This is a genomic window from Marinomonas gallaica (assembly GCF_049821165.1).
Classification (GTDB): Bacteria; Pseudomonadota; Gammaproteobacteria; order Pseudomonadales; family Marinomonadaceae; genus Marinomonas; species Marinomonas gallaica.
Map to the genome: position 1 here is coordinate 839,633 of NZ_CP187511.1, position 20,438 is coordinate 860,070.

At 47.1% G+C, this 20,438-nt stretch carries 16 protein-coding genes, 4 tRNA genes and 3 rRNA genes; 22 read left to right on the forward strand and 1 reads right to left on the reverse strand.

Annotated features, from left to right (window positions below; genetic code table 11):
• Nucleotides 1–247 precede the first annotated feature (247 nt).
• The 8 genes from ACPUEK_RS03875 to ACPUEK_RS03910 all read left to right on the forward strand — a co-directional run bounded on the left by ACPUEK_RS03875 (nt 248) and on the right by ACPUEK_RS03910 (nt 12,278).
• Nucleotides 248–1,360 (forward strand): substrate-binding domain-containing protein, encoded by a 1,113-nt coding sequence (locus tag ACPUEK_RS03875; protein WP_425642394.1) that lies wholly within the window; start codon nt 248–250, stop codon nt 1,358–1,360.
• A gap of 73 nt (nt 1,361–1,433) precedes the next feature.
• On the forward strand, nt 1,434–2,516 hold the full coding sequence (locus ACPUEK_RS03880) for an ABC transporter ATP-binding protein (RefSeq protein WP_425642395.1): 1,083 nt from the start codon (nt 1,434–1,436) through the stop codon (nt 2,514–2,516).
• Nucleotides 2,509–3,396, forward strand: a complete 888-nt coding sequence (locus ACPUEK_RS03885; RefSeq protein WP_425643015.1) for an ABC transporter permease — start codon at nt 2,509–2,511, stop codon at nt 3,394–3,396. Before ACPUEK_RS03880 ends, ACPUEK_RS03885 begins: the two co-directional genes overlap by 8 nt.
• Nucleotides 3,393–4,187, forward strand: a complete 795-nt coding sequence (locus tag ACPUEK_RS03890) for an ABC transporter permease (RefSeq protein WP_067222353.1) — start codon at nt 3,393–3,395, stop codon at nt 4,185–4,187. Before ACPUEK_RS03885 ends, ACPUEK_RS03890 begins: the two co-directional genes overlap by 4 nt.
• Before the next feature lie 400 nt (nt 4,188–4,587).
• Nucleotides 4,588–6,129 (forward strand): 16S ribosomal RNA (locus tag ACPUEK_RS03895).
• 310 nt (nt 6,130–6,439) lie between these two features.
• Nucleotides 6,440–9,326: ribosomal RNA gene (locus tag ACPUEK_RS03900) — 23S ribosomal RNA — on the forward strand.
• A 236-nt stretch (nt 9,327–9,562) separates the two neighbouring features.
• Nucleotides 9,563–9,677: ribosomal RNA gene (gene rrf, locus ACPUEK_RS03905) — 5S ribosomal RNA — on the forward strand.
• Together the 16S, 23S and 5S rRNA genes form the textbook arrangement of a ribosomal RNA operon.
• 1,026 nt (nt 9,678–10,703) lie before the next feature.
• Nucleotides 10,704–12,278: a glucan biosynthesis protein gene (locus ACPUEK_RS03910; protein ID WP_425642397.1), complete on the forward strand. Its 1,575-nt coding sequence runs from the start codon at nt 10,704–10,706 to the stop codon at nt 12,276–12,278.
• 41 nt (nt 12,279–12,319) lie between these two features.
• Here the strand turns inward: ACPUEK_RS03910 and ACPUEK_RS03915 are convergent, their stop codons facing one another.
• Nucleotides 12,320–12,751 carry a GNAT family N-acetyltransferase gene (locus ACPUEK_RS03915; RefSeq protein WP_067223491.1) on the reverse strand — a complete coding sequence of 144 codons (432 nt, stop codon included), beginning with the start codon at nt 12,749–12,751 and terminating at the stop codon, nt 12,320–12,322.
• A 100-nt stretch (nt 12,752–12,851) separates the two neighbouring features.
• Here ACPUEK_RS03915 and ACPUEK_RS03920 point away from each other — a divergent pair, with 100 nt between their 5' ends.
• The 14 genes from ACPUEK_RS03920 to rplL all read left to right on the forward strand — a co-directional run bounded on the left by ACPUEK_RS03920 (nt 12,852) and on the right by rplL (nt 20,255).
• A complete protein-coding gene (locus ACPUEK_RS03920) occupies nt 12,852–14,000 on the forward strand; it encodes an alpha/beta hydrolase (RefSeq protein WP_425642399.1) in 1,149 nt (382 codons plus the stop codon).
• 24 nt (nt 14,001–14,024) lie between these two features.
• Entirely contained in the window at nt 14,025–14,978 is a 954-nt protein-coding gene (locus ACPUEK_RS03925) for a biotin--[acetyl-CoA-carboxylase] ligase (RefSeq protein ID WP_067223484.1), read from the forward strand.
• Entirely contained in the window at nt 14,962–15,696 is a 735-nt protein-coding gene (locus tag ACPUEK_RS03930) for a type III pantothenate kinase (RefSeq protein ID WP_244502837.1), read from the forward strand. Before ACPUEK_RS03925 ends, ACPUEK_RS03930 begins: the two co-directional genes overlap by 17 nt.
• On the forward strand, nt 15,697–16,440 hold the full coding sequence (locus ACPUEK_RS03935; RefSeq protein WP_067037038.1) for an SPOR domain-containing protein: 744 nt from the start codon (nt 15,697–15,699) through the stop codon (nt 16,438–16,440).
• A 76-nt stretch (nt 16,441–16,516) separates the two neighbouring features.
• Nucleotides 16,517–16,600 (forward strand) — tRNA-Tyr (locus ACPUEK_RS03940).
• A 7-nt stretch (nt 16,601–16,607) separates the two neighbouring features.
• Nucleotides 16,608–16,682 (forward strand) — tRNA-Gly (locus ACPUEK_RS03945).
• Nucleotides 16,683–16,688: 6 nt separating this feature from the next.
• Nucleotides 16,689–16,764, forward strand: a tRNA-Thr gene (locus ACPUEK_RS03950).
• A gap of 118 nt (nt 16,765–16,882) precedes the next feature.
• A tRNA-Trp gene (locus ACPUEK_RS03955) sits at nt 16,883–16,958 on the forward strand.
• A gap of 40 nt (nt 16,959–16,998) precedes the next feature.
• The gene (secE, locus tag ACPUEK_RS03960; RefSeq protein WP_067037040.1) at nt 16,999–17,367 is read left to right on the forward strand and encodes a preprotein translocase subunit SecE; all 369 of its coding nucleotides are present in this window, start codon (nt 16,999–17,001) and stop codon (nt 17,365–17,367) included.
• A gap of 9 nt (nt 17,368–17,376) precedes the next feature.
• On the forward strand, nt 17,377–17,910 hold the full coding sequence (nusG, locus tag ACPUEK_RS03965) for a transcription termination/antitermination protein NusG (RefSeq protein WP_067037042.1): 534 nt from the start codon (nt 17,377–17,379) through the stop codon (nt 17,908–17,910).
• 48 nt (nt 17,911–17,958) lie between these two features.
• Nucleotides 17,959–18,393, forward strand: a complete 435-nt coding sequence (rplK, locus tag ACPUEK_RS03970; protein WP_067037044.1) for a 50S ribosomal protein L11 — start codon at nt 17,959–17,961, stop codon at nt 18,391–18,393.
• Nucleotides 18,393–19,088, forward strand: coding sequence for a 50S ribosomal protein L1 (rplA, locus tag ACPUEK_RS03975; RefSeq protein ID WP_067037046.1), 696 nt, complete (start codon nt 18,393–18,395; stop codon nt 19,086–19,088). Before rplK ends, rplA begins: the two co-directional genes overlap by 1 nt.
• 216 nt (nt 19,089–19,304) lie before the next feature.
• Nucleotides 19,305–19,805 carry a 50S ribosomal protein L10 gene (gene rplJ / locus ACPUEK_RS03980; protein ID WP_067037047.1) on the forward strand — a complete coding sequence of 167 codons (501 nt, stop codon included), beginning with the start codon at nt 19,305–19,307 and terminating at the stop codon, nt 19,803–19,805.
• Between the two features lie 78 nt (nt 19,806–19,883).
• On the forward strand, nt 19,884–20,255 hold the full coding sequence (gene rplL / locus ACPUEK_RS03985; RefSeq protein WP_067037049.1) for a 50S ribosomal protein L7/L12: 372 nt from the start codon (nt 19,884–19,886) through the stop codon (nt 20,253–20,255).
• Nucleotides 20,256–20,438 lie beyond the last annotated feature (183 nt).

Below are 20,438 nucleotides of genomic sequence, written 5' to 3' on the forward strand. Positions count from 1 at the left end.
TAACAATATTATTGAGTTGTGACAGTTATGTTGCGGAGGCTTAAGTGTATCAAAATGTACACAATGTGGTGGTTAATGTAGCGTAATGTAAACTAAAACCTGTCCGAGTGGTTTGAAAACTCTTGACTGTTCATTTTTTCGTCACTAAATTGTAATAACTCTGACCAATACTGATACGGATAAACCAATTTTGGTATGACACTTCCTCTGTTAGGAAGCGTGTGTCTAAAACAAACAAGGAGTCCATATGTCCATTTCTCGTCGCCAGTTTCTGCAAGGGGCCTCCATTGCAGGAGCGGTTGCTGCAACACCCTTTTCTATCAGTTCTGCAATCGCTGCAAATAAAGAGTTAAAGATTTATGCATGGGCAGGTTACATCACCGATGAAATGCTGGCTGACTTTAAGGCAAAGACAGGCATCAATGCGACCTTTACGCCTTATGGTACCAATGATGAATTAATGAACTCTCTTCGAGCAACCGATGGTACGGGCTTTGACATCATTATGCCGACCGTTGATCGTGTGCCAGGTTATGTGGACTATGAGTTAGTCCAGCCCTTGGATACGACACGTATCAAATGGGATGGGTGTTTAGAGAGTGCTTTATCTGGTTCAGAAGTTGGTGGTGTTGTGGATGGTAAGCGCTATTTTGCACCGTCTGATTGGGGGACCGAGGCGATTGCGTATAACAAGGAATATGCGGATGTGGATCCAAATAATCTCAGCTATGGTGATCTTTGGAAGCCAGAGCATGCAGATGGCGTGACGGTTCGCGGCCATTCGGCGTTAGTGGGTATTGGTTTGTGGCTTGAAAAAATGGGCAAGCTACCATTTCCGTTATTAGAGTCTTATAAAAACGAAAAAGCCATGCGCGCGAACTTTGATGTGATCTTAAAAGAAGCGACTAAGCATAAAGATATGGTGGCGCAGTTCTGGTCGACAGAAAATGAAGCGCAAGGTGCGTTTAGAACCAATGGTGCAGTGATTGGCCAAACTTGGGACAGCACGGCCTTTAAACTGTCGCAGGAAGGGGAGCCAGTAGTCTATGGCGCACCGAAAGAAGGTGCCCTAGCATGGATGGAAGGTTTTGTGATTCCTAAAAATGCTAATAATGTTGATGCCGTATACGAGTTCATTAACTGGTATTACACACCAGAAGCGGGTGCGATGTTTGTGAAAGCAACGGGCTATAACTCTACCTCCAAAGGGGCGGCAGAGCTATTGCCTCAAGCAACCAAAGAGTTTTTTAATAACTCCTATTCAGATCAAGACCTTGCCAACCTTTGGTGGTGGCCAATTCAAGAGCCTTGGTACGTTGCTCTACGTAACGAGTATCAAGATCGTTACTTGTCCGCATAATGTAATTGCCTTTCAAAGGCCCGCCCCTGAGCGGGCCTTTATCGTTTAATGAATACCCAGTTAAGAAGGTTATATGGATCGTAGTGTACACCTAAATAATGCCATCATGCGTTTTGGCGAATTTACTGCTGTCGAGAAAATGGACTTGAAAATTGAGTCCGGTGAGTTCTTTAGTTTTCTTGGACCATCGGGGTGCGGTAAAACGACCATATTAAATATGATCAGTGGATTTTTAGAGCCAAGTGAAGGCGGTGTTTATATTGGCGATCAGTCTATGGCAGGGGTTCCTGCTAATAAGCGCCCCACATCGATGATCTTTCAAAACTTAGCCCTTTTTCCGCTAATGACGGTTGCAGAAAACATTGAATTTGGCTTAGAGGTGCGTGGCGTATCGAAAGCTGAGCGTAAGAAAACATCCGATCGGCTGCTTGAATTGGTGGCGCTAGAGGGAAGTGGAGAGAAGAAGGTGTCGGAGTTGTCTGGTGGGCAGAAGCAACGCATCGCGATCGCACGTGCCTTGGCGGTTGAGCCTCAGGTGTTGTTGTTAGATGAGCCTTTGTCTGCTCTAGATTTGAAATTACGACAGCATATGCGGACGGAATTGAAAGAGATCCAACGTAAAACAGGTATTACTTTCATCTATATTACCCATGATCAGGGTGAAGCTCTGACGATGTCTGATCGTGTGGCGGTGATGTCTGCAGGTAAACTGCAACAAGTAGCGGATCCTATAACGTTGTATCGAGAGCCGGAAACAGCGTTTGTTGCGTCGTTTGTGGGGGAGAATAACGCGATTCCTTGCCGTGTACTTGAGTCTAGTGAGGGTTACGCAGTTGTGGATGCGGGTAGCCTTGGATCATTGGCTGGCCGTATAAAGCGACCGATAATGCCCAGCGTAAGCGCTACGTTATTTGTGCGTCCTGAAGGGTTGAAGCTTGGATGTGAAGGCGAGTTTACTCTGTCTGCCACACTGGCCGAAGTCAACTTTGAGGGGTCTTATCTGACGTTAACGGCTAGTTTAGCTAATCAGCAAGTTGTTGCGATACAACTACGAGCTAATCAATACAATGAAGCCATGATTGCAGGGAGTGCGTTAACGTTATCTTTTGACCGTCAGGATGCCATTGTGATTGCAGGCGAGGCCAATGATGTTTAGTCAATTAAAGCAGCGCTTTGGTAGTCCGTTATCTGTCGCGATTGTGGCACTGATTGCGGTATGGCTGATTGGCTTAGTAATACTACCGCAATTGATTATGGTGAATTATTCATTGAAGCCAAACTTATTGCCGGGAGAGATTGGTGGCATTCAAGATCAATATACTCTGAGTAACTACGCTACTTTATTCAATAATACGATCCATTTGTCGATTTTCTTTAAAACCATCTGGTCAAGTGTGCTGGTGACATTTCTCACATTGGTTGTGAGTTACCCATTGGCCTTTTATTTAGCGAAAGTCGCTACGCCAAGACAGGCAGCCTTATGTTTGCTGTTACTTATTATCCCGTTTTGGATTAATGAGATCCTACGAACGTTTTCGTGGTACATCATTTTGGCCTATAAAGGACCACTGAATGCATTGTTGTTGGAATTGGGACTGATTAATCGCCCTGTGCGGTTTTTATCTGGTGATGGTGGTGTATTGATTGGCATGGTGTACGCCTACATCTTGTTTATGATCTTTCCAATTTATAATGCGATTGAAAGTTTGGATAGCAATCAGATTAAAGCTGCTCGCAACTTGGGCGCAAGCTGGCTGCGGACTCATTATCGCGTTGTTATTCCTCATGCCAAACCGGGCATCGCCACTGGTTGTATTATGACCTTTATGCTAGCAGCAGGAAGTTATGCTGTTCCGGCATTGCTCGGCTCACCAGGCAGCCGTTGGTTTACCCAAATTATTTACAACTGGTTCTTTGAGGGTGGGGATTGGAATCAGGGGGCCGCCTATGCCTTCTTACTGTTGATTATATGTATTGGTTTTATTGCTTTGGTGATGAAGGTGTTTAAAGTGGGATTAGGAGACATCGCCCGATGAATTCAGCTGCGATCCTAAAATTCGGTGTGCGTTTCTACATAGGTGTATTTTTTCTGTATTTGTTTACCCCGCTAATAATCATGGGGTTAGCGACATTTAATGATAGCCGCTTTCCTACGGTATCGCCGTGGCGAGGCACCACGCTGAAATGGTTTGAGGCGCTAGCGCAAGATAACGCGATGTGGGAAGCATTGGGTAACAGCGCTTTAGTGGCATTGGGAGTATTATTAGTAGCGGTACCTGTTGGTGTTAGTTGTGCGTTGTTCTTGTCCTCAGTAGAAGGGCGCGGCAAAACATTTCTTTACTCGCTGATGATGTCTCCCTTGTTAACTCCCGGTGTTATTGTCGGTATTTCCACACTTATTTTTTGGCGTGGGCTATCCGTAAATGGCGGTATCGTATTAACGGTTATCGCACAAACAACCTTTATATCAGCTTATGTGATGTTAATGGTACTGGCGCGATTGCAGCGTTTTGATCGCACGTTGGAAAATGCTGCATTGAGTTTAGGTGCTACGCAATGGCAAACGTTTCGCCGTATACTTTTGCCTTATTTACAGCCTGCTATCTACTCAGCTGCTGTGATTGCTTTTTTGCAATCTTTTGAAAACTACAACACGACGCTTTTTGTAAAAGGCTACGACACAACGCTTACTGTCTATATTGCCTCCAAAGTTCGCACTGGACTGACACCGGCAGTGAATGCATTAGGTTTGGTGCTTATTGCGATTACTATTGTTTTAGCTGTTGCTTACGAAATAAAGCGTCGTAGAGAACGGGCTTCAGCATAGATTAACTCTTCTGAAATGTGCGCATTGATCGTTTCGTGATCTTTTATGCTTGCCTTTGACTAAAAAAACGTCTAAAACTACATACCCCTTGGGTGAATATTACGTTTTAGTGGCTTTTTTATTAAATATTATAAAAACCGCTTGCACTGAAAATTCAGATGCGTATTATACGCCTCCACTGACACGGACAACGCTTCACAACAACGAAGCACAACGCGTCAGACGCTCTTTAAAATAGATAATCAGATAATTTGTGTGGGCGCTCGCTGGAGACTTCTAAAAATTTTGAAGTCTTAAATGAGTGACCATGTCAATTCGCTTTACGTTTGGTCGATTACTTAGGTAGTTGATTGAACATAGTTAAAGTCAGACGTGATTCATGAGTTTGAGCAAGCTTTTTAAACTGAAGAGTTTGATCATGGCTCAGATTGAACGCTGGCGGCAGGCTTAACACATGCAAGTCGAGCGGTAACAGGAATTAGCTTGCTAATTTGCTGACGAGCGGCGGACGGGTGAGTAACGCGTAGGAATCTGCCTAGTAGTGGGGGACAACATGTGGAAACGCATGCTAATACCGCATACGCCCTACGGGGGAAAGGAGGGGATCTTCGGACCTTTCGCTATTAGATGAGCCTGCGTAAGATTAGCTAGTTGGTGGGGTAAAGGCTCACCAAGGCGACGATCTTTAGCTGGTCTGAGAGGATGATCAGCCACACTGGGACTGAGACACGGCCCAGACTCCTACGGGAGGCAGCAGTGGGGAATATTGGACAATGGGCGCAAGCCTGATCCAGCCATGCCGCGTGTGTGAAGAAGGCCTTCGGGTTGTAAAGCACTTTCAGAAGTGAGGAAGGGTGATTGGCTAATATCCAATTATCTTGACGTTAGCTTCAGAAGAAGCACCGGCTAACTCTGTGCCAGCAGCCGCGGTAATACAGAGGGTGCGAGCGTTAATCGGAATTACTGGGCGTAAAGCGCGCGTAGGTGGTTTGTTAAGTCGGATGTGAAAGCCCAGGGCTCAACCTTGGAATTGCACCCGATACTGGCAGGCTAGAGTACGGTAGAGGGGTGTGGAATTTCCTGTGTAGCGGTGAAATGCGTAGATATAGGAAGGAACATCAGTGGCGAAGGCGACACCCTGGACCGATACTGACACTGAGGTGCGAAAGCGTGGGGAGCAAACAGGATTAGATACCCTGGTAGTCCACGCCGTAAACGATGTCTACTAGCCGTTGGGGATTTTATCTTTAGTGGCGCAGCTAACGCGATAAGTAGACCGCCTGGGGAGTACGGCCGCAAGGTTAAAACTCAAATGAATTGACGGGGGCCCGCACAAGCGGTGGAGCATGTGGTTTAATTCGAAGCAACGCGAAGAACCTTACCTACTCTTGACATCCAGTGAACTTTTGAGAGATCAATTGGTGCCTTCGGGAACACTGAGACAGGTGCTGCATGGCTGTCGTCAGCTCGTGTTGTGAAATGTTGGGTTAAGTCCCGTAACGAGCGCAACCCTTATCCTTATTTGCCAGCACTTCGGGTGGGAACTCTAAGGAGACTGCCGGTGACAAACCGGAGGAAGGTGGGGACGACGTCAAGTCATCATGGCCCTTACGAGTAGGGCTACACACGTGCTACAATGGCGCATACAGAGGGCCGCGAACTTGCGAGAGTAAGCAAATCCCACAAAGTGCGTCGTAGTCCGGATTGGAGTCTGCAACTCGACTCCATGAAGTCGGAATCGCTAGTAATCGTGAATCAGAATGTCACGGTGAATACGTTCCCGGGCCTTGTACACACCGCCCGTCACACCATGGGAGTTGATTGCTCCAGAAGTAGCTAGCTTAACCCTTCGGGGATGGCGGTTACCACGGAGTGGTCAATGACTGGGGTGAAGTCGTAACAAGGTAGCCCTAGGGGAACCTGGGGCTGGATCACCTCCTTAAACGATATAGAGGCTCTGGTGAGCGTTCACACAAATTATCTGATGTAACTATCTATTCAAAGTGCGGTGCTTAAAACATTAAGCAAGACGCTAATGACAGCCTATCGGTTGTTTTATTAGTTTCTGACTTAGTGCTTTGCACTAAACTTGCTCTTTAACAATTTAACTTTTTGAAATAGACGATAATCAAGCGTCAAACCGGTGGAAAGACTCTTTAACCTAGAGGACTTTCTATGATCGTAAATCCAACTGAGACACAAAAGCTCGTTGGTATGTAGTTCAGAATAGATAAGACTATTTTGGGTTATATGGTCAAGTGACCAAGCGTGCACGGTGGATGCCTTGGCAGTCAGAGGCGATGAAGGACGTGGTAATCTGCGAAAAGGTTCGGGGAGCTGATAAACAAGCTTTGATCCGAACATGTCCGAATGGGGAAACCCACCCGCTTGCGGGTATCGTATGGTGAATACATAGCCATACGAGGCGAACCCGGGGAACTGAAACATCTAAGTACCCGGAGGAAAAGAAATCAACCGAGATTCCCTTAGTAGCGGCGAGCGAACGGGGATTAGCCCTTAAGTTGAATTGGTGTTAGTAGAAGGCTCTGGAAAGGGCCGCCATAGTGGGTGATAGCCCCGTATACGAAAATGCCTTTTCAATGAAATCGAGTAAGACGGGACACGTGATATCCTGTTTGAATATGGGGGGACCATCCTCCAAGGCTAAATACTCCTGACTGACCGATAGTGAACCAGTACCGTGAGGGAAAGGCGAAAAGAACCCCAGTGAGGGGAGTGAAATAGAACCTGAAACCGTGTACGTACAAGCAGTGGGAGCGGACTTAGTTCCGTGACTGCGTACCTTTTGTATAATGGGTCAACGACTTAATGTTAGTAGCAAGCTTAACCGTTTAGGGGAGGCGTAGGGAAACCGAGTCTTAATAGGGCGTTCAGTTGCTAGCATTAGACCCGAAACCGGGCGATCTATCCATGAGCAGGTTGAAGGTTGGGTAACACTAACTGGAGGACCGAACCCACGTACGTTGAAAAGTCCGGGGATGACTTGTGGATTGGAGTGAAAGGCTAATCAAGCTCGGAGATAGCTGGTTCTCCTCGAAAGCTATTTAGGTAGCGCCTCGCGTATTGCCATTGGGGGTAGAGCACTGTTTGGGCTAGGGGGTCATCCCGACTTACCAACCCCATGCAAACTCCGAATACCAATGAGTATGAGCGCGGGAGACACACGGCGGGTGCTAACGTCCGTCGTGGAAAGGGAAACAACCCAGACCGTCAGCTAAGGTCCCAAAGTTACAGTTAAGTGGGAAACGATGTGGGAAGGCTTAGACAGCTAGGAGGTTGGCTTAGAAGCAGCCATCCTTTAAAGAAAGCGTAATAGCTCACTAGTCGAGTCGGCCTGCGCGGAAGATATAACGGGGCTCAAACTGTACACCGAAGCTACGGATACTAGTTTACTAGTATGGTAGAGGAGCGTTCTGTAAGCCGTTGAAGGTCAAGCTGTAAAGCAGGCTGGAGGTATCAGAAGTGCGAATGTTGACATGAGTAACGATAAGGGGAGTGAAAAACTCCCCCGCCGGAAGACCAAGGTTTCCTGTCCCATGTTAATCAGGGCAGGGTGAGTCGGCCCCTAAGGCGAGGCAGAAATGCGTAGTCGATGGGAAACAGGTTAATATTCCTGTACTCGTACATATTGCGATGGAGAGACGGAGAAGGCTAGGCCAGCACAGCGATGGTTGTCTGTGTTTAAGGCGGTAGGTTTGGGACTTAGGCAAATCCGGGTCCCTTTAAGACTGAGAACTGACGACGAGCCCTCTTTTGGGCGAAGTGGTTGATGCCATGCTTCCAGGAAAAACTTCTAAGCTTCAGATATGATCGAACCGTACCCCAAACCGACACAGGTGGTCAGGTAGAGAATACCAAGGCGCTTGAGAGAACTCGGGTGAAGGAACTAGGCAAAATGGCACCGTAACTTCGGGAGAAGGTGCGCCGGCCGATGTGAAGGACTTGCTCCGTAAGCATCAGTCGGTCGAAGATACCAGGTGGCTGCGACTGTTTATTAAAAACACAGCACTCTGCAAACACGAAAGTGGACGTATAGGGTGTGACGCCTGCCCGGTGCTTGAAGGTTAATTGATGGGGTTAGCGCAAGCGAAGCTCTTGATCGAAGCCCAAGTAAACGGCGGCCGTAACTATAACGGTCCTAAGGTAGCGAAATTCCTTGTCGGGTAAGTTCCGACCTGCACGAATGGCGTAACGATGGCCACACTGTCTCCACCCGAGACTCAGTGAAATTGAAATCGCAGTGAAGATGCTGTGTATCCGCGGCTAGACGGAAAGACCCCGTGAACCTTTACTATAGCTTCACAGTGAACTTTGAACCTACTTGTGTAGGATAGGTGGGAGGCTTTGAAGTGAGGACGCCAGTTCTCATGGAGCCAATCTTGAAATACCACCCTGGTATGTTTGAGGTTCTAACTCAGATCCGTTATCCGGATCGAGGACACTGTGTGGTGGGTAGTTTGACTGGGGCGGTCTCCTCCCAAAGAGTAACGGAGGAGCACGAAGGTGCGCTCAGCATGGTCGGAAATCATGCATAGAGTGTAAAGGCAAAAGCGCGCTTAACTGCGAGACAGACACGTCGAGCAGGTACGAAAGTAGGTCTTAGTGATCCGGTGGTTCTGTATGGAAGGGCCATCGCTCAACGGATAAAAGGTACTCCGGGGATAACAGGCTGATACCGCCCAAGAGTTCACATCGACGGCGGTGTTTGGCACCTCGATGTCGGCTCATCACATCCTGGGGCTGAAGCCGGTCCCAAGGGTATGGCTGTTCGCCATTTAAAGTGGTACGCGAGCTGGGTTTAGAACGTCGTGAGACAGTTCGGTCCCTATCTGCCGTGGACGTTTGAGATTTGAGAAGAGTTGCTCCTAGTACGAGAGGACCGGAGTGAACGAACCTCTGGTGTTCCGGTTGTCACGCCAGTGGCATTGCCGGGTAGCTATGTTCGGACGGGATAACCGCTGAAAGCATCTAAGCGGGAAGCCTCCTTCAAGATAAGATCTCACTGGCACTTAAAGTGCCCTAAAGAGCCGTTCGAGACTAGGACGTTGATAGGTTGGGTGTGTAAGTGCTGTGAGGCATTGAGCTAACCAATACTAATTGCTCGTGAGGCTTGACCATATAACACCAAAATGGTTTTGAGAGTGTGAAGAAAACATACTCGCTGTACTACAGATTACGACACTACTGAAATTGTTCCAGACAATTTTCAGTATTGCCTCCATCCTTGGAGGTACTGGTTTGATACTTGGTTATCACTATTTCAAAAGTTTTATTGTTAAAGACTCAAGTTCACGAACTTGCGTGTTTTGGCTAAGGCAAACATAAGCCCCCCAAAACGATCGCAAACCCGTTTGCTTGACGATCATAGAGGCGTTGAACCACCTGATCCCATCCCGAACTCAGAAGTGAAAGGCGCCATCGCCGATGGTAGTGTGGGAGATCCCATGTGAGAGTAGGTCGTCGTCAAGCATCATACAAAGGAAGCCCTGATAGCGATGCTGTCAGGGCTTTTTTGTGTCTGCGGTTTTCTGCATCTCAACACCTTAACACCTTAACACCTTAACACCTTAACACCTCAACACAGCTAGATTGCGCATCCCTTTTGTGCCCCGCTTGCGTCTGTCTCATACTTCGACGCGTCAGCGCGTGACATCAAAAGCGTGCGCCTTCTGGCATCAGTCAGAGAAGGTGTTCAGAAAAACAGAAACAGAGCACCACCTGATCCCATCCCGAACTCATAAGTGGCTCTCAACACGCCGCAGGCGCTCACCATCGCCGATGGTAGTGTGGGAGTCCAGCAAGAATAGATAACGTCAAGCATCCTACAAAGGAAGCCCTGATAGCGATGCTGTCAGGGCTTTTTTGTGTCTGCGGTTTTCTGCATCTCAACACCTTAACACCTTAACACCTCAACACAGCTAGATTGCGCATCCCTTTTGTGCCCCGCTTGCGTCTGTCTCATGCTTCGACGCGTTAGCGCATGACATCAAAAGCGTGCGCCTTATTAGCACCACCTGATCCCATCCCGAACTCAGAAGTGGCTCTCAACACGCCGCAGGCGCTCACCATCGCCGATGGTCCCCTGTGAGAGTCCCGCAAGGGCATAGATATCGTCAAGCATCCTACAAAGGAAGCCCTGATAGCGATGCTGTCAGGGCTTTTTTGTGTCTGCGGTTTTCCGCACCTCAACACCTCAACGCAGCTAGATTGCGCATCCCTTTTGTGCCCCGCTTGCGCCTGTCTCATGCTTCGACGCGTGACATCAAGAGACTGCGTCTTATGGTATCGGTCAGAAAGGCCGAATATCCATTTGCTTCTCTTATGAATTTAGTGCTGACTAATTCAACTTTCTTTACCTAAAGTCAGGTATATGTCTAAAACGTCTTTTCGTAGCATTAGTACTCATTACTTCATGGGAATTCAAAGGGTATCGTTTTGTCATCTTATCAAAGTCTTAAGCAAAGGATGTTTCTGGGACAGCTAAAGAAAAGCGCTATGCAAGCGCTGTTGGCTGTGAGTGCATTGGCAAGTGTGACAGCATGTGCTGTAACGCCATCAGTGAACCCTGAGGAAGGGAGTGAGTTTGATTACGCATGGCTTAAAGGGTATGCCAAAAATCTTTCTGAGAAGGCTTATAAGAGTCATCAAGGTGAGGTGCCGGAAGTACTGTCTAGTCTCGACTGGGATGAATACCAGCAATTGCACTTCAAACGCGATGAAAGTCTATGGCAGCAAGAAGACACGGATTTTCGCGCGGGCTTTTTCCACTTAGGGCAAGGGTTTGTATCCCCGGTTCAAATCAACGTCATTGAGGACGGTAAGTCGCATCCGGTGGAATACGATGCAGACATGTTTGACTACGGTAAAACCCCCGTTAATGGCGATCGCTTACCAAAAGACTTAGGTTTTGCAGGTTTTCGCATGCAGTACGGCACAGACTGGGAGCGTGATATCGTTGCATTTTTAGGGGCGAGCTACTTCCGTGCTGTCGGGGCTGAAATGCAGTATGGTTTGTCAGCACGTGGTCTAGCGGTGAACACGGCGATGGATAAGCCTGAGGAGTTTCCTGTCTTTACGCATTTTTGGTTTGAAAAACCGCAGCCGGGCTCAGACACGATAACGATTTACGCGTTGATGGATTCTGAGAGTATTACAGGTGCATATCGCTTTGATATGAAGGCTGGAGAGCCGTTGACCATGCGTGTTGACTCAGCGTTGTACCCACGCAAAAAAATTGAGCGTTTAGGGGTAGCGCCACTGACCAGCATGTACATGATTGGTGAAAATGACCGTCGTACAAACTATGACTGGCGTCCTGAGATTCACGACTCTGATGGTTTAGAGCTATTGACCGGCAATGGCGATTGGATTTGGCGGCCATTAGGTAACCCTGAACAGCTGCGCTTCAATGCCTATATGGACAACAATCCTCAAGGATTTGGCTTGATGCAACGCGATCGCAACTTTGATCACTATTTAGACGATGGTGTGTTTTATGAAAAGCGTCCTAGTCTCTGGATTGAGCCGATTGGCGATTGGGGCAAGGGCTCGGTGCAATTAGTCGAGATTCCAACGCTGGATGAAACATTCGATAACATTGTTGCATTTTGGAACCCTGCTCAAGACATCAAGCCAGGGCAAGAGCTTTTATTCAGCTATAACATGTATTGGGGCAGTCAAGCACCGTTTGAATCTGGTAAAGCTACGGTGCAGAGCACTTATACTGGCATCGGTGGCGTAGTGGGTAAGAAGCGTGAATACTATAGCAAGCGTTTTGCGATCGACTTCGAAGGTGATATTTTCGATATGCTAGGTAAGACGGCTGAAGTGAAGCCTGTGATCGAAGCCTCACGTGGGCGTGTTGAGATTACCTCTGCCCGCCCTCAAGCGCACATTGGTGGTTACCGTGCCATGTTCGATTTAGTTCCTTTAGACGACTCGCAAGAGCCGATTAATATCAAAGTATATTTGGAAGCGAATGGTCAAAGACTGTCTGAAACATGGATGTATCAATGGACGCCTCCAGCTAAAGACGATCGCGCTCTGCATAATGCCGGTCATTTAAAGTAATTAGAGGCGCCCCATGATTTGGGGCGCTTTTAATTCAAGTGTTAACTGACGAACCGCATAGCAACTAGGTTAGGTTGCTTTGCTCTATAACGTTGCAGTCTTCCGTAAAGATCTTGGGGTAGGATGTTTTCGTTCCCAATCAGTTCAAAGCCGCTGCGTTGATAAAACTCTATAAGTTCCGGCTGGTTTAAACAGTAACTGGCTTGTTTTTCGAGCGTTGGCTTTAGGGCGGCTAAAAGCGCTGCGGCATAACCTCTATTTCGATAGTCGGGGTGTGTGACGAGTCCGGTTAGAAGTACACAGTGTGTTAGCGGTTTTAGTCGCACAGCCGACTTTATTAACGCTCCATCTTTAATAACCCATACTGGCTCTGATTTGTTTGGCTTTGCGCTTGGGTAATACGCTTGATAGAACTTCTTAACAAGCGGAAACCATAGAGCTTCAACGGGCCTTGGGTCGATTGAACTGTTCAAATTCGTTGCCTGATGCTAGTGATTTGTTTTATATCCGCTATGATAAGCGTTTCGTTTAAATGCTCAATGGGATAGAACAATGCGCCTGCATCGATTTGTAATGACTTTTCTACTTGCCAGTATATCGTGTTGTATTTCTGCTAATGAGTGGGTGCAATTGAAGGACGAGCCTTTTGTGGAATACCGTGAACGCCTTAGTCATTTCATCACTGACCGTAAGGCTTGGGTAGACGCAAATAAAGGTGCTATGGAGGTAGAGGCCGTGCTGCCCTATGAGCGTTTTCCTGATAAGTCTTGCTCGGGGCCGAAAATTGGTGTCCTTATGTTTCATGGTCTTTCTGACTCTCCTTTTGCTTTAAGAGACTCCGCCCAAGCGCTGTCGGATAGCTGCTTTTATACTCGAGTGATGATACTACCTGGGCACGGTACTAAAGCGGAAGACCTTATTAACGTCACACGCGATGATTGGCGTCAAGCGGTAGCCAATGCGACAGAGCAGTTTTCTCAACAGGTTGATGTTGTCTATCTGGCGGGCTTTTCAACCGGTGGTGCGCTGGTGACAGAGTATGCATGGAATAATCCTTCTGTCGTTGAAGGCGTCGTTTTGTTTTCCCCTTTATTCAAGATCAACAGCAGTATTGATTGGCTTGCACCGTTGCTTTCTCCTTTTATTAATTGGCTAGATCATCATGAGTCAGATGACTATGCAAAGTATGCATCAATCCCTGTCCCAGCGATTGCAGAAGCCTATAAATTAGCGAAAGAAGTGCGACAGATTGTAGTGGATGCACCAGCCAAAGTGCCTGTGTTTTTGGCTCTATCTGAAGAAGATGCAACAGTTGACTCGTCAGTGACTCTAGAGGTTTTTAATACGTCATTCAAAGATCACCCATACAGTGAAATGGTGCTCTACAGCGCGAATCAGCAAGCGGCCTTTGATGAACAGGTGGAGATCATTAATACCGACTTGCCCGAACAACGTATCTTTGGGCTGGCTCATATGGCAGTGCATGGGGCGCCTGATAATCCGTATTACGGTGAGCAGGGTGAATACCGTATTTGCTCGTGGTACCTAGGTGAAGAAAGTCGTTATCAAGAGTGTCGTGAAGCTGAGCATAATTGGTTTGGCGAGCGATCAGATCAACTGTCTTCACTGAGTGACGTCGCAGCAAGGCTGTCTTGGAACCCATATTTTGATGATTTAATGGAACGTGTATCCGTCTTTGTGTCGAAAACACGTGAATTGTAAGAATAGTTAAGCGGAGTGCTCTACATGAGAGAAGTTCTAGCCTTGCTGAGTGACAGTAAGTTTCATTCAGGTGAAGAACTTGGGGAGGCCTTAGGGGTCACTCGGGCAGCCGTTTGGAAGCGCCTTAAGAAACTAGAGACATTTGGTATTACGGTCCATTCTGTCAAAGGAAGAGGTTATCGCATTCCTGAGCCGATCATATTGTTAGAAGAGGCGCGTTTGCGAAGCGCAGGCGTTGATCCAAGTGTTGCAATCGACATTCCTTTTGAAACACCATCAACGAATGATGTATTAAAACAGAAAGTGGCGTTGGGGGCTCGGTTGCCTGCGTTGGTAGTGACAGAGCATCAAACGCAAGGTAAAGGGCGACGTGGTCGTGTTTGGGAAAGCGGAGTGGCGAAAAACATAACCATGTCATTCGCGTGGAAGTTTGAGCAAGGCCCAAGTGTCGTTGAAGGGCTGAGTTTGGCGGTTGGGGTGGTTATTGCTCAGGTGTTGCGACGCTTGGGGGTATCTAACCCTGGTTTGAAGTGGCCCAATGATATTCACGTAGATGGTCATAAAATATGCGGTATTTTGCTGGAGTTGGTTGCAGATCAAGATGTATGTCGTGTCATTATAGGTATTGGCTTAAACGTTGAATCGACAACAGAGCAGCAAAAGAGAGTGGATCAGCCTTGGACAGACCTAACGTCACGTTTGTCTTATACGCCGGATCGTAATGACATTATTGCTCAAATTACTCAAGGCTTAGTGGAAATGTGTGAAGTTTTTGAGAAAGGCAAAGGCCTAGAGCACTATCATTCGCAATGGCAAGCATTAGATATACTTTACAATCAGCCTGTGACTGTTTATAGCGGTGTGCGTCAGCAAGTCGGGATCGCCCGAGGAGTTGATGAGAATGGAGCGCTAAAGCTAGAAACCAATGAAGGGGTCGAGCTTCTTCATGGAGGGGAAATTAGTGTGCGCAAACAATAGTACGCTGATCGTTGATGCCGGTAATACCCGAGTTAAGTGGACCCTCTTTAAAGGGGATAGAATAACGGATAAATGGGCGCAAGAGTTACCGAGTACAGATCGCATCGGCTCACCTCAAAACATTGTGCTCGCGAGCGTGCGTTCTGCTGAACATGATGCCGTACTTACTTCGCTCTTGCGCCGATCTTATCCTGAAGCAGCGATGCATAGCATTCAGGCCGAATCAGAGGCATGTGGTGTGATTAATTCTTATGCGGAGCCACAACGATTAGGGGTGGATCGATGGTTGGCTGCAATCGCGGCCTATCATGTCTATGGTGGACCAGTGGTTGTTATAGATGCTGGAACAGCGATAAAAGCAGACTTCGTAAGCGACGAGGGGGTTCATCTAGGTGGCTATATTGTTCCAGGGTTAGCGTTGATGGAGTCAAGCCTAGTCAGTCAAACTGCTAAGATACGCTATGATGCCGCGGAAGTCTCTTTAGAAGAAGGGGTTCCTAGTAGCACGGCGGATGCCGTATCGGCAGGCTGTTTAGAGATGGCTTTAGGGTTTATTCAGCGATTATATGAGAGGCATGGGCAGGCGAAATGGTTGGCGACCGGTGGGGGAAGCCAAGCACTAATGAACCGTTTAGCGATTGATTATGTGTTAGATGAGCATCTTGTGGCGAAAGGTGCCAAGTTTGTATTGGATGCTCGATTGAAGGGTGCTAAATAAATGAAATGGTTATTTTTGCTGATGATTCTCGCTAACGCTGGGCTTGTTGCATGGTTGGGCTTTTCTGCGGCTGATACCAAAATAGAGAAAGCGCCTGTATATGCCCCACCAGTGAGTGAGAAAATATATTTAATTGGAGAAGAACTGCCTGATAGTAATGTTGCCATGAGCACAAATGTGTATTCGAATGCGCCTGCGTCGACGGCTGAAAGCGTAGCGAATGAGGTAGGGCAGGCTGTAAATAATATGTTGAAAAATGACGCTGCGACAGTCGTTGAGACAGAAAACCTGCTCTGCCCAGTTGTGGTATTAGAGCGTGATGCAGATCGCCGATTAGTAACTGAGGCTTTCAACGAAGCAAAAATAGCATTTACTCAGCAAGAAGCGACGGGTAAGCGAGATAAATTTTGGCTTTATATATCAGCGCCTGCAACAACAGCCCAGGCACAGGATATAGTTGCTCGACTAAAATTAAAGCGTATAGACAGCTATATCATTTCTCGTGGCGACATGAAAAATCGAATTTCATTAGGTTTGTTTTCTTCTCAGGAGCGGGCAGAGCAGGCGCAGGAGTCGATTTCAGAGCGCTCAGGGATGCCCGTAAACGTGTATCCACATCAGCGGAGTGTAAAGCTCTATGAATTACTGTTGGATCAACCGATAACAGAGCAGGCATGGCGAAATTTCTTACAAACATTGGATTTATCCAAGCTGTTAATAAAAATAGAAAAAAATCCTTGCTAGTGCTTGCAATTGAAAATCTGATTCATATAATGGCTCCCACCTTTTGAGGCGTTGTTACCAATGCTTTGGAAATCGTGGAGGGGTTCCCGAGTGGCCAAAGGGAGCAGATTGTAAATCTGCCACGAAAGTTTCGGTGGTTCGAATCCACCTCCCTCCACCATTAATTCGCGGGTATGGTATAGTGGCTATTACCTCAGCCTTCCAAGCTGAAGAGGCGGGTTCGATTCCCGCTACCCGCTCCAGCTTATGCTCATGTAGCTCAGTTGGTAGAGCACACCCTTGGTAAGGGTGAGGTCGGCAGTTCAAATCTGCTCATGAGCTCCAGCATTTCTCAATGCTAAAACTGGCAGATTTATAGTTGCCAATTTTATTGTCTGTTTTTTGGGCAATACTGCTTGCTAAATCTAAGTGAGTCGGTATAATTCTCCGCCCATACGAATGTAGGCCAATAGTTCAATTGGTAGAGCACCGGTTTCCAAAACCGGCTGTTGGGGGTTCGAGTCCCTCTTGGCCTGCCATATTTCGTATCCAATTTCTTAGCTAGGGATCACCTGAAGTATGAGTTCGAGTGCTGAAACTCAAGAGTCTCGCGGAGACGTTTTTAAGTGGGCGATTGTTGTCCTTCTTACTGCTGTGGCGGTCGTTGGGAACAATTATTTTTCTGCTGAGTCATTGCTGTATCGCTTGATTGCTGTTTTGGTTCTAGCTGGTATTGCTGGCTTTGTTGCGCTGAATACGGCTAAAGGGCGTTCTTTTGCGAAATTAGCGAAAGAGGCGAAGACCGAAATTCGTCGTGTTGTATGGCCAACGAGACAGGAAACGGTTCAAACAACGTTGATCGTTTTGGCGGTTGTTATTTTTATGTCTCTCGTACTGTGGGGAGTTGATTCGCTCCTTGGTTGGATCGTTTCCGCAGTAATAGGTTAGGAGTTGCTCGTGGCGAAACGATGGTATGTGGTACAAGCGTACTCAGGTTATGAAAAGCACGTAATGCGCTCGCTCAATGAGCGTGTTGGCATTATGGGTATGGAAGATTATTTTGGCGATATCCTGGTTCCGACAGAGGAAGTAGTTGAGATTCGCGATGGCAAGAAGCGTAAGAGTGAACGTAAGTTCTATCCGGGCTATGTGTTGGTCCAAATGGATATGAATGATGACTCTTGGCATCTAGTCAAAGGTACAACGCGTGTGCTTGGCTTTATTGGCGGTACAGCGGACAAGCCATCCCCTATCACTGATCGTGAAGCAGATGCGATTCTGCAGCGAGTCAATGAGGGTGTGGATAAACCTCGTCCGAAAACATTGTTTGAAGTGGGTGAAGTGGTTCGTGTTAACGAAGGTCCATTTGCTGACTTTAATGGTGTGGTTGAAGAGGTTGACTACGATAAAAGCCGAATCAAAGTGGCGGTGCTTATTTTTGGGCGCTCGACACCGGTTGATTTGGAATTTAGTCAGGTTGAGAAAACCTGATAGCACTAATCGGGTAGCCTTCGGGCTGTGACCCATCTGGAGTAAAAAATGGCTAAGAAAGTCCAAGCTTATATCAAGCTACAAGTTAAAGCGGGTCAAGCGAACCCAAGTCCACCAGTTGGTCCTGCACTAGGTCAACACGGTGTGAACATCATGGAATTCTGCAAAGCATTCAACGCGAAAACACAAGGCGTTGAAGCGGGTCTTCCTACACCAGTTATCATCACTGTATACAGTGACCGTAGCTTCACATTTGAAACGAAATCTACTCCGGCTTCTGTTTTGCTTAAAAAAGCAGCGGGTTTGAAGAGTGGTTCTCCACGTCCAAACACTCAGAAAGTTGGTACGGTTACTCGTGCTCAACTAGAAGAGATTGTTGTTGCGAAGCAAGCGGATTTGACTGCTTCTGACATGGATGCTGCCGTACGTACTATCGCAGGTAGTGCACGTGCAATGGGTCTAGACGTTGAAGGTGTGAACTAATGGCTAAGCTAACTAAACGCGCTCGCTTGATCGCTGAAAAAGTAGACGCAACAAAACTGTACTCTGTAGAAGAAGCAATGTCTCTTCTGTCTGAACTTTCTACTGTTAAGTTCAAAGAGTCTGTTGACGTATCTGTAAATCTTGGCGTTGACCCACGTAAATCTGATCAGGTTGTTCGTGGTTCTACAGTGCTTCCTAACGGTACAGGTAAAGACGTTCGCGTTGCTGTATTCGCTCAAGGTGCAAACGCTGATGCCGCTAAAGAAGCGGGTGCAGATGTCGTTGGTTTTGAAGACCTTGCTGAACAAGTTAAAGCTGGCAACCTAGACTTTGATGTTGTAATCGCTTCTCCAGATGCGATGCGTATCGTTGGTCAACTAGGTCAGATTCTTGGTCCTCGTGGTCTTATGCCAAACCCTAAAGTGGGTACTGTAACACCTGATGTTGCGACTGCAGTTAAAAATGCAAAAGCAGGTCAAGCACGTTACCGTACTGACAAAAATGGTATCATCCACGCTGGCGTTGGCTCTATCGACTTCGCTGCAGATGCTATCCTAGGTAACCTTGAAGCGCTTCTAGCTGACTTGCGTCGTGCTAAACCAGCGTCTTCAAAAGGTATCTACATGAAGAAAGTGACTTTGTCCTCTACAATGGGACCTGGTCTACAAATTGATTTAGGTGCGTTAAGCTTCTAAGTCAGAGCTTTGGGGTCTGTACCTTGTGTATAGGCCGTCAAAGACCGCAGGAGTCGATGATTTAATTATAGTGTTGAGAAGCACTTGTCCTGCGCAGATGGTGTGGCCCGATTCAGAACATAAACTGGATCCAAATCACCAGTAAGTACTCCGAAAGGTTTCTTTCGGAGAGTTGGTAAATTTGGGGCGTAGCCCTGCTAATCCAGGAGAAAACCAGTGGCATTAGGTCTAGAAGACAAAAAAGCCATTGTCGCCGAAGTTAGCGAAGTTGCTAAAGGCGCCTTGTCTGCTGTAGTAGCTGACTCTCGCGGTGTAACCGTGACTGACATGACTGCTCTTCGCAAACAAGCACGCGAAGCGGGTGTTTATGTACGTGTAGTACGTAACACACTGGCTCGCCGCGCAGTTGAAGGCACTGACTTCGAATGCTTGACAGAAAGCTTCGTTGGTCCAACTCTTATCGCATTTTCTAACGAGCACCCAGGTGCGGCGGCTCGTTTGTTGAAAACTTTTGCGAAAGAGAACGACAAATTTGAAGTGAAAGCATTGGCGTTCAACGGTGAGTTGATCCCAGCTGGCGACATCGATCGTTTGGCAACATTGCCAACATACGACGAAGCAATCGCGAAACTAATGAGCGTTATTCAAGGTGCGACAAGCAAACTTGCGCGTACTCTTGCGGCGATTCGCGATCAGAAAGAACAAGAAGCAGCGTAATACTGAAACGCACTTACTTGAATTCAATTGGTTTTTGTTGCCCTACAGGCAACTACAAAATGTTAGGAAATCTGAGTCATGGCTCTAACTAAAGAAGATATCATCAATGCAGTAGCAGAAATGTCTGTAATGGACGTTGTTGAACTGATCGAAGCAATGGAAGAAAAATTCGGCGTAACTGCAGCTGTTGCTGCAGCTGCAGGTCCTGCTGGCGATGCTGGCGCGGCTGCTGAAGAACAAACTGAGTTCGACGTAGTTCTTACTGGTGCTGGTGATAAGAAAGTTAACGTTATCAAAGCTGTACGTGGCGCAACTGGTCTAGGCCTTAAAGAAGCGAAAGCAATGGTTGACGGCGCTCCAGCAACTGTTAAAGAAGGCGCTTCTAAAGAAGAAGCTGAAGAGCTTAAGAAAGCTCTTGAAGAAGCAGGTGCTTCTGTCGAAATCAAGTAATAATGTTGCTTGTTTCTCAAAAGTTCGACATCTAGTCGGATCGGCTGGTGGTATTTTGCCACCGGCCTTTTTGGGTTTCTAAAACCCGATTAAATATTTATTATTATATTGAGAGATAAATCTCTCGATTTCGGTAGGCCTGATTAAGAGGCCTTTTGCGTCAATGTGCACAAGCTGGGGAAT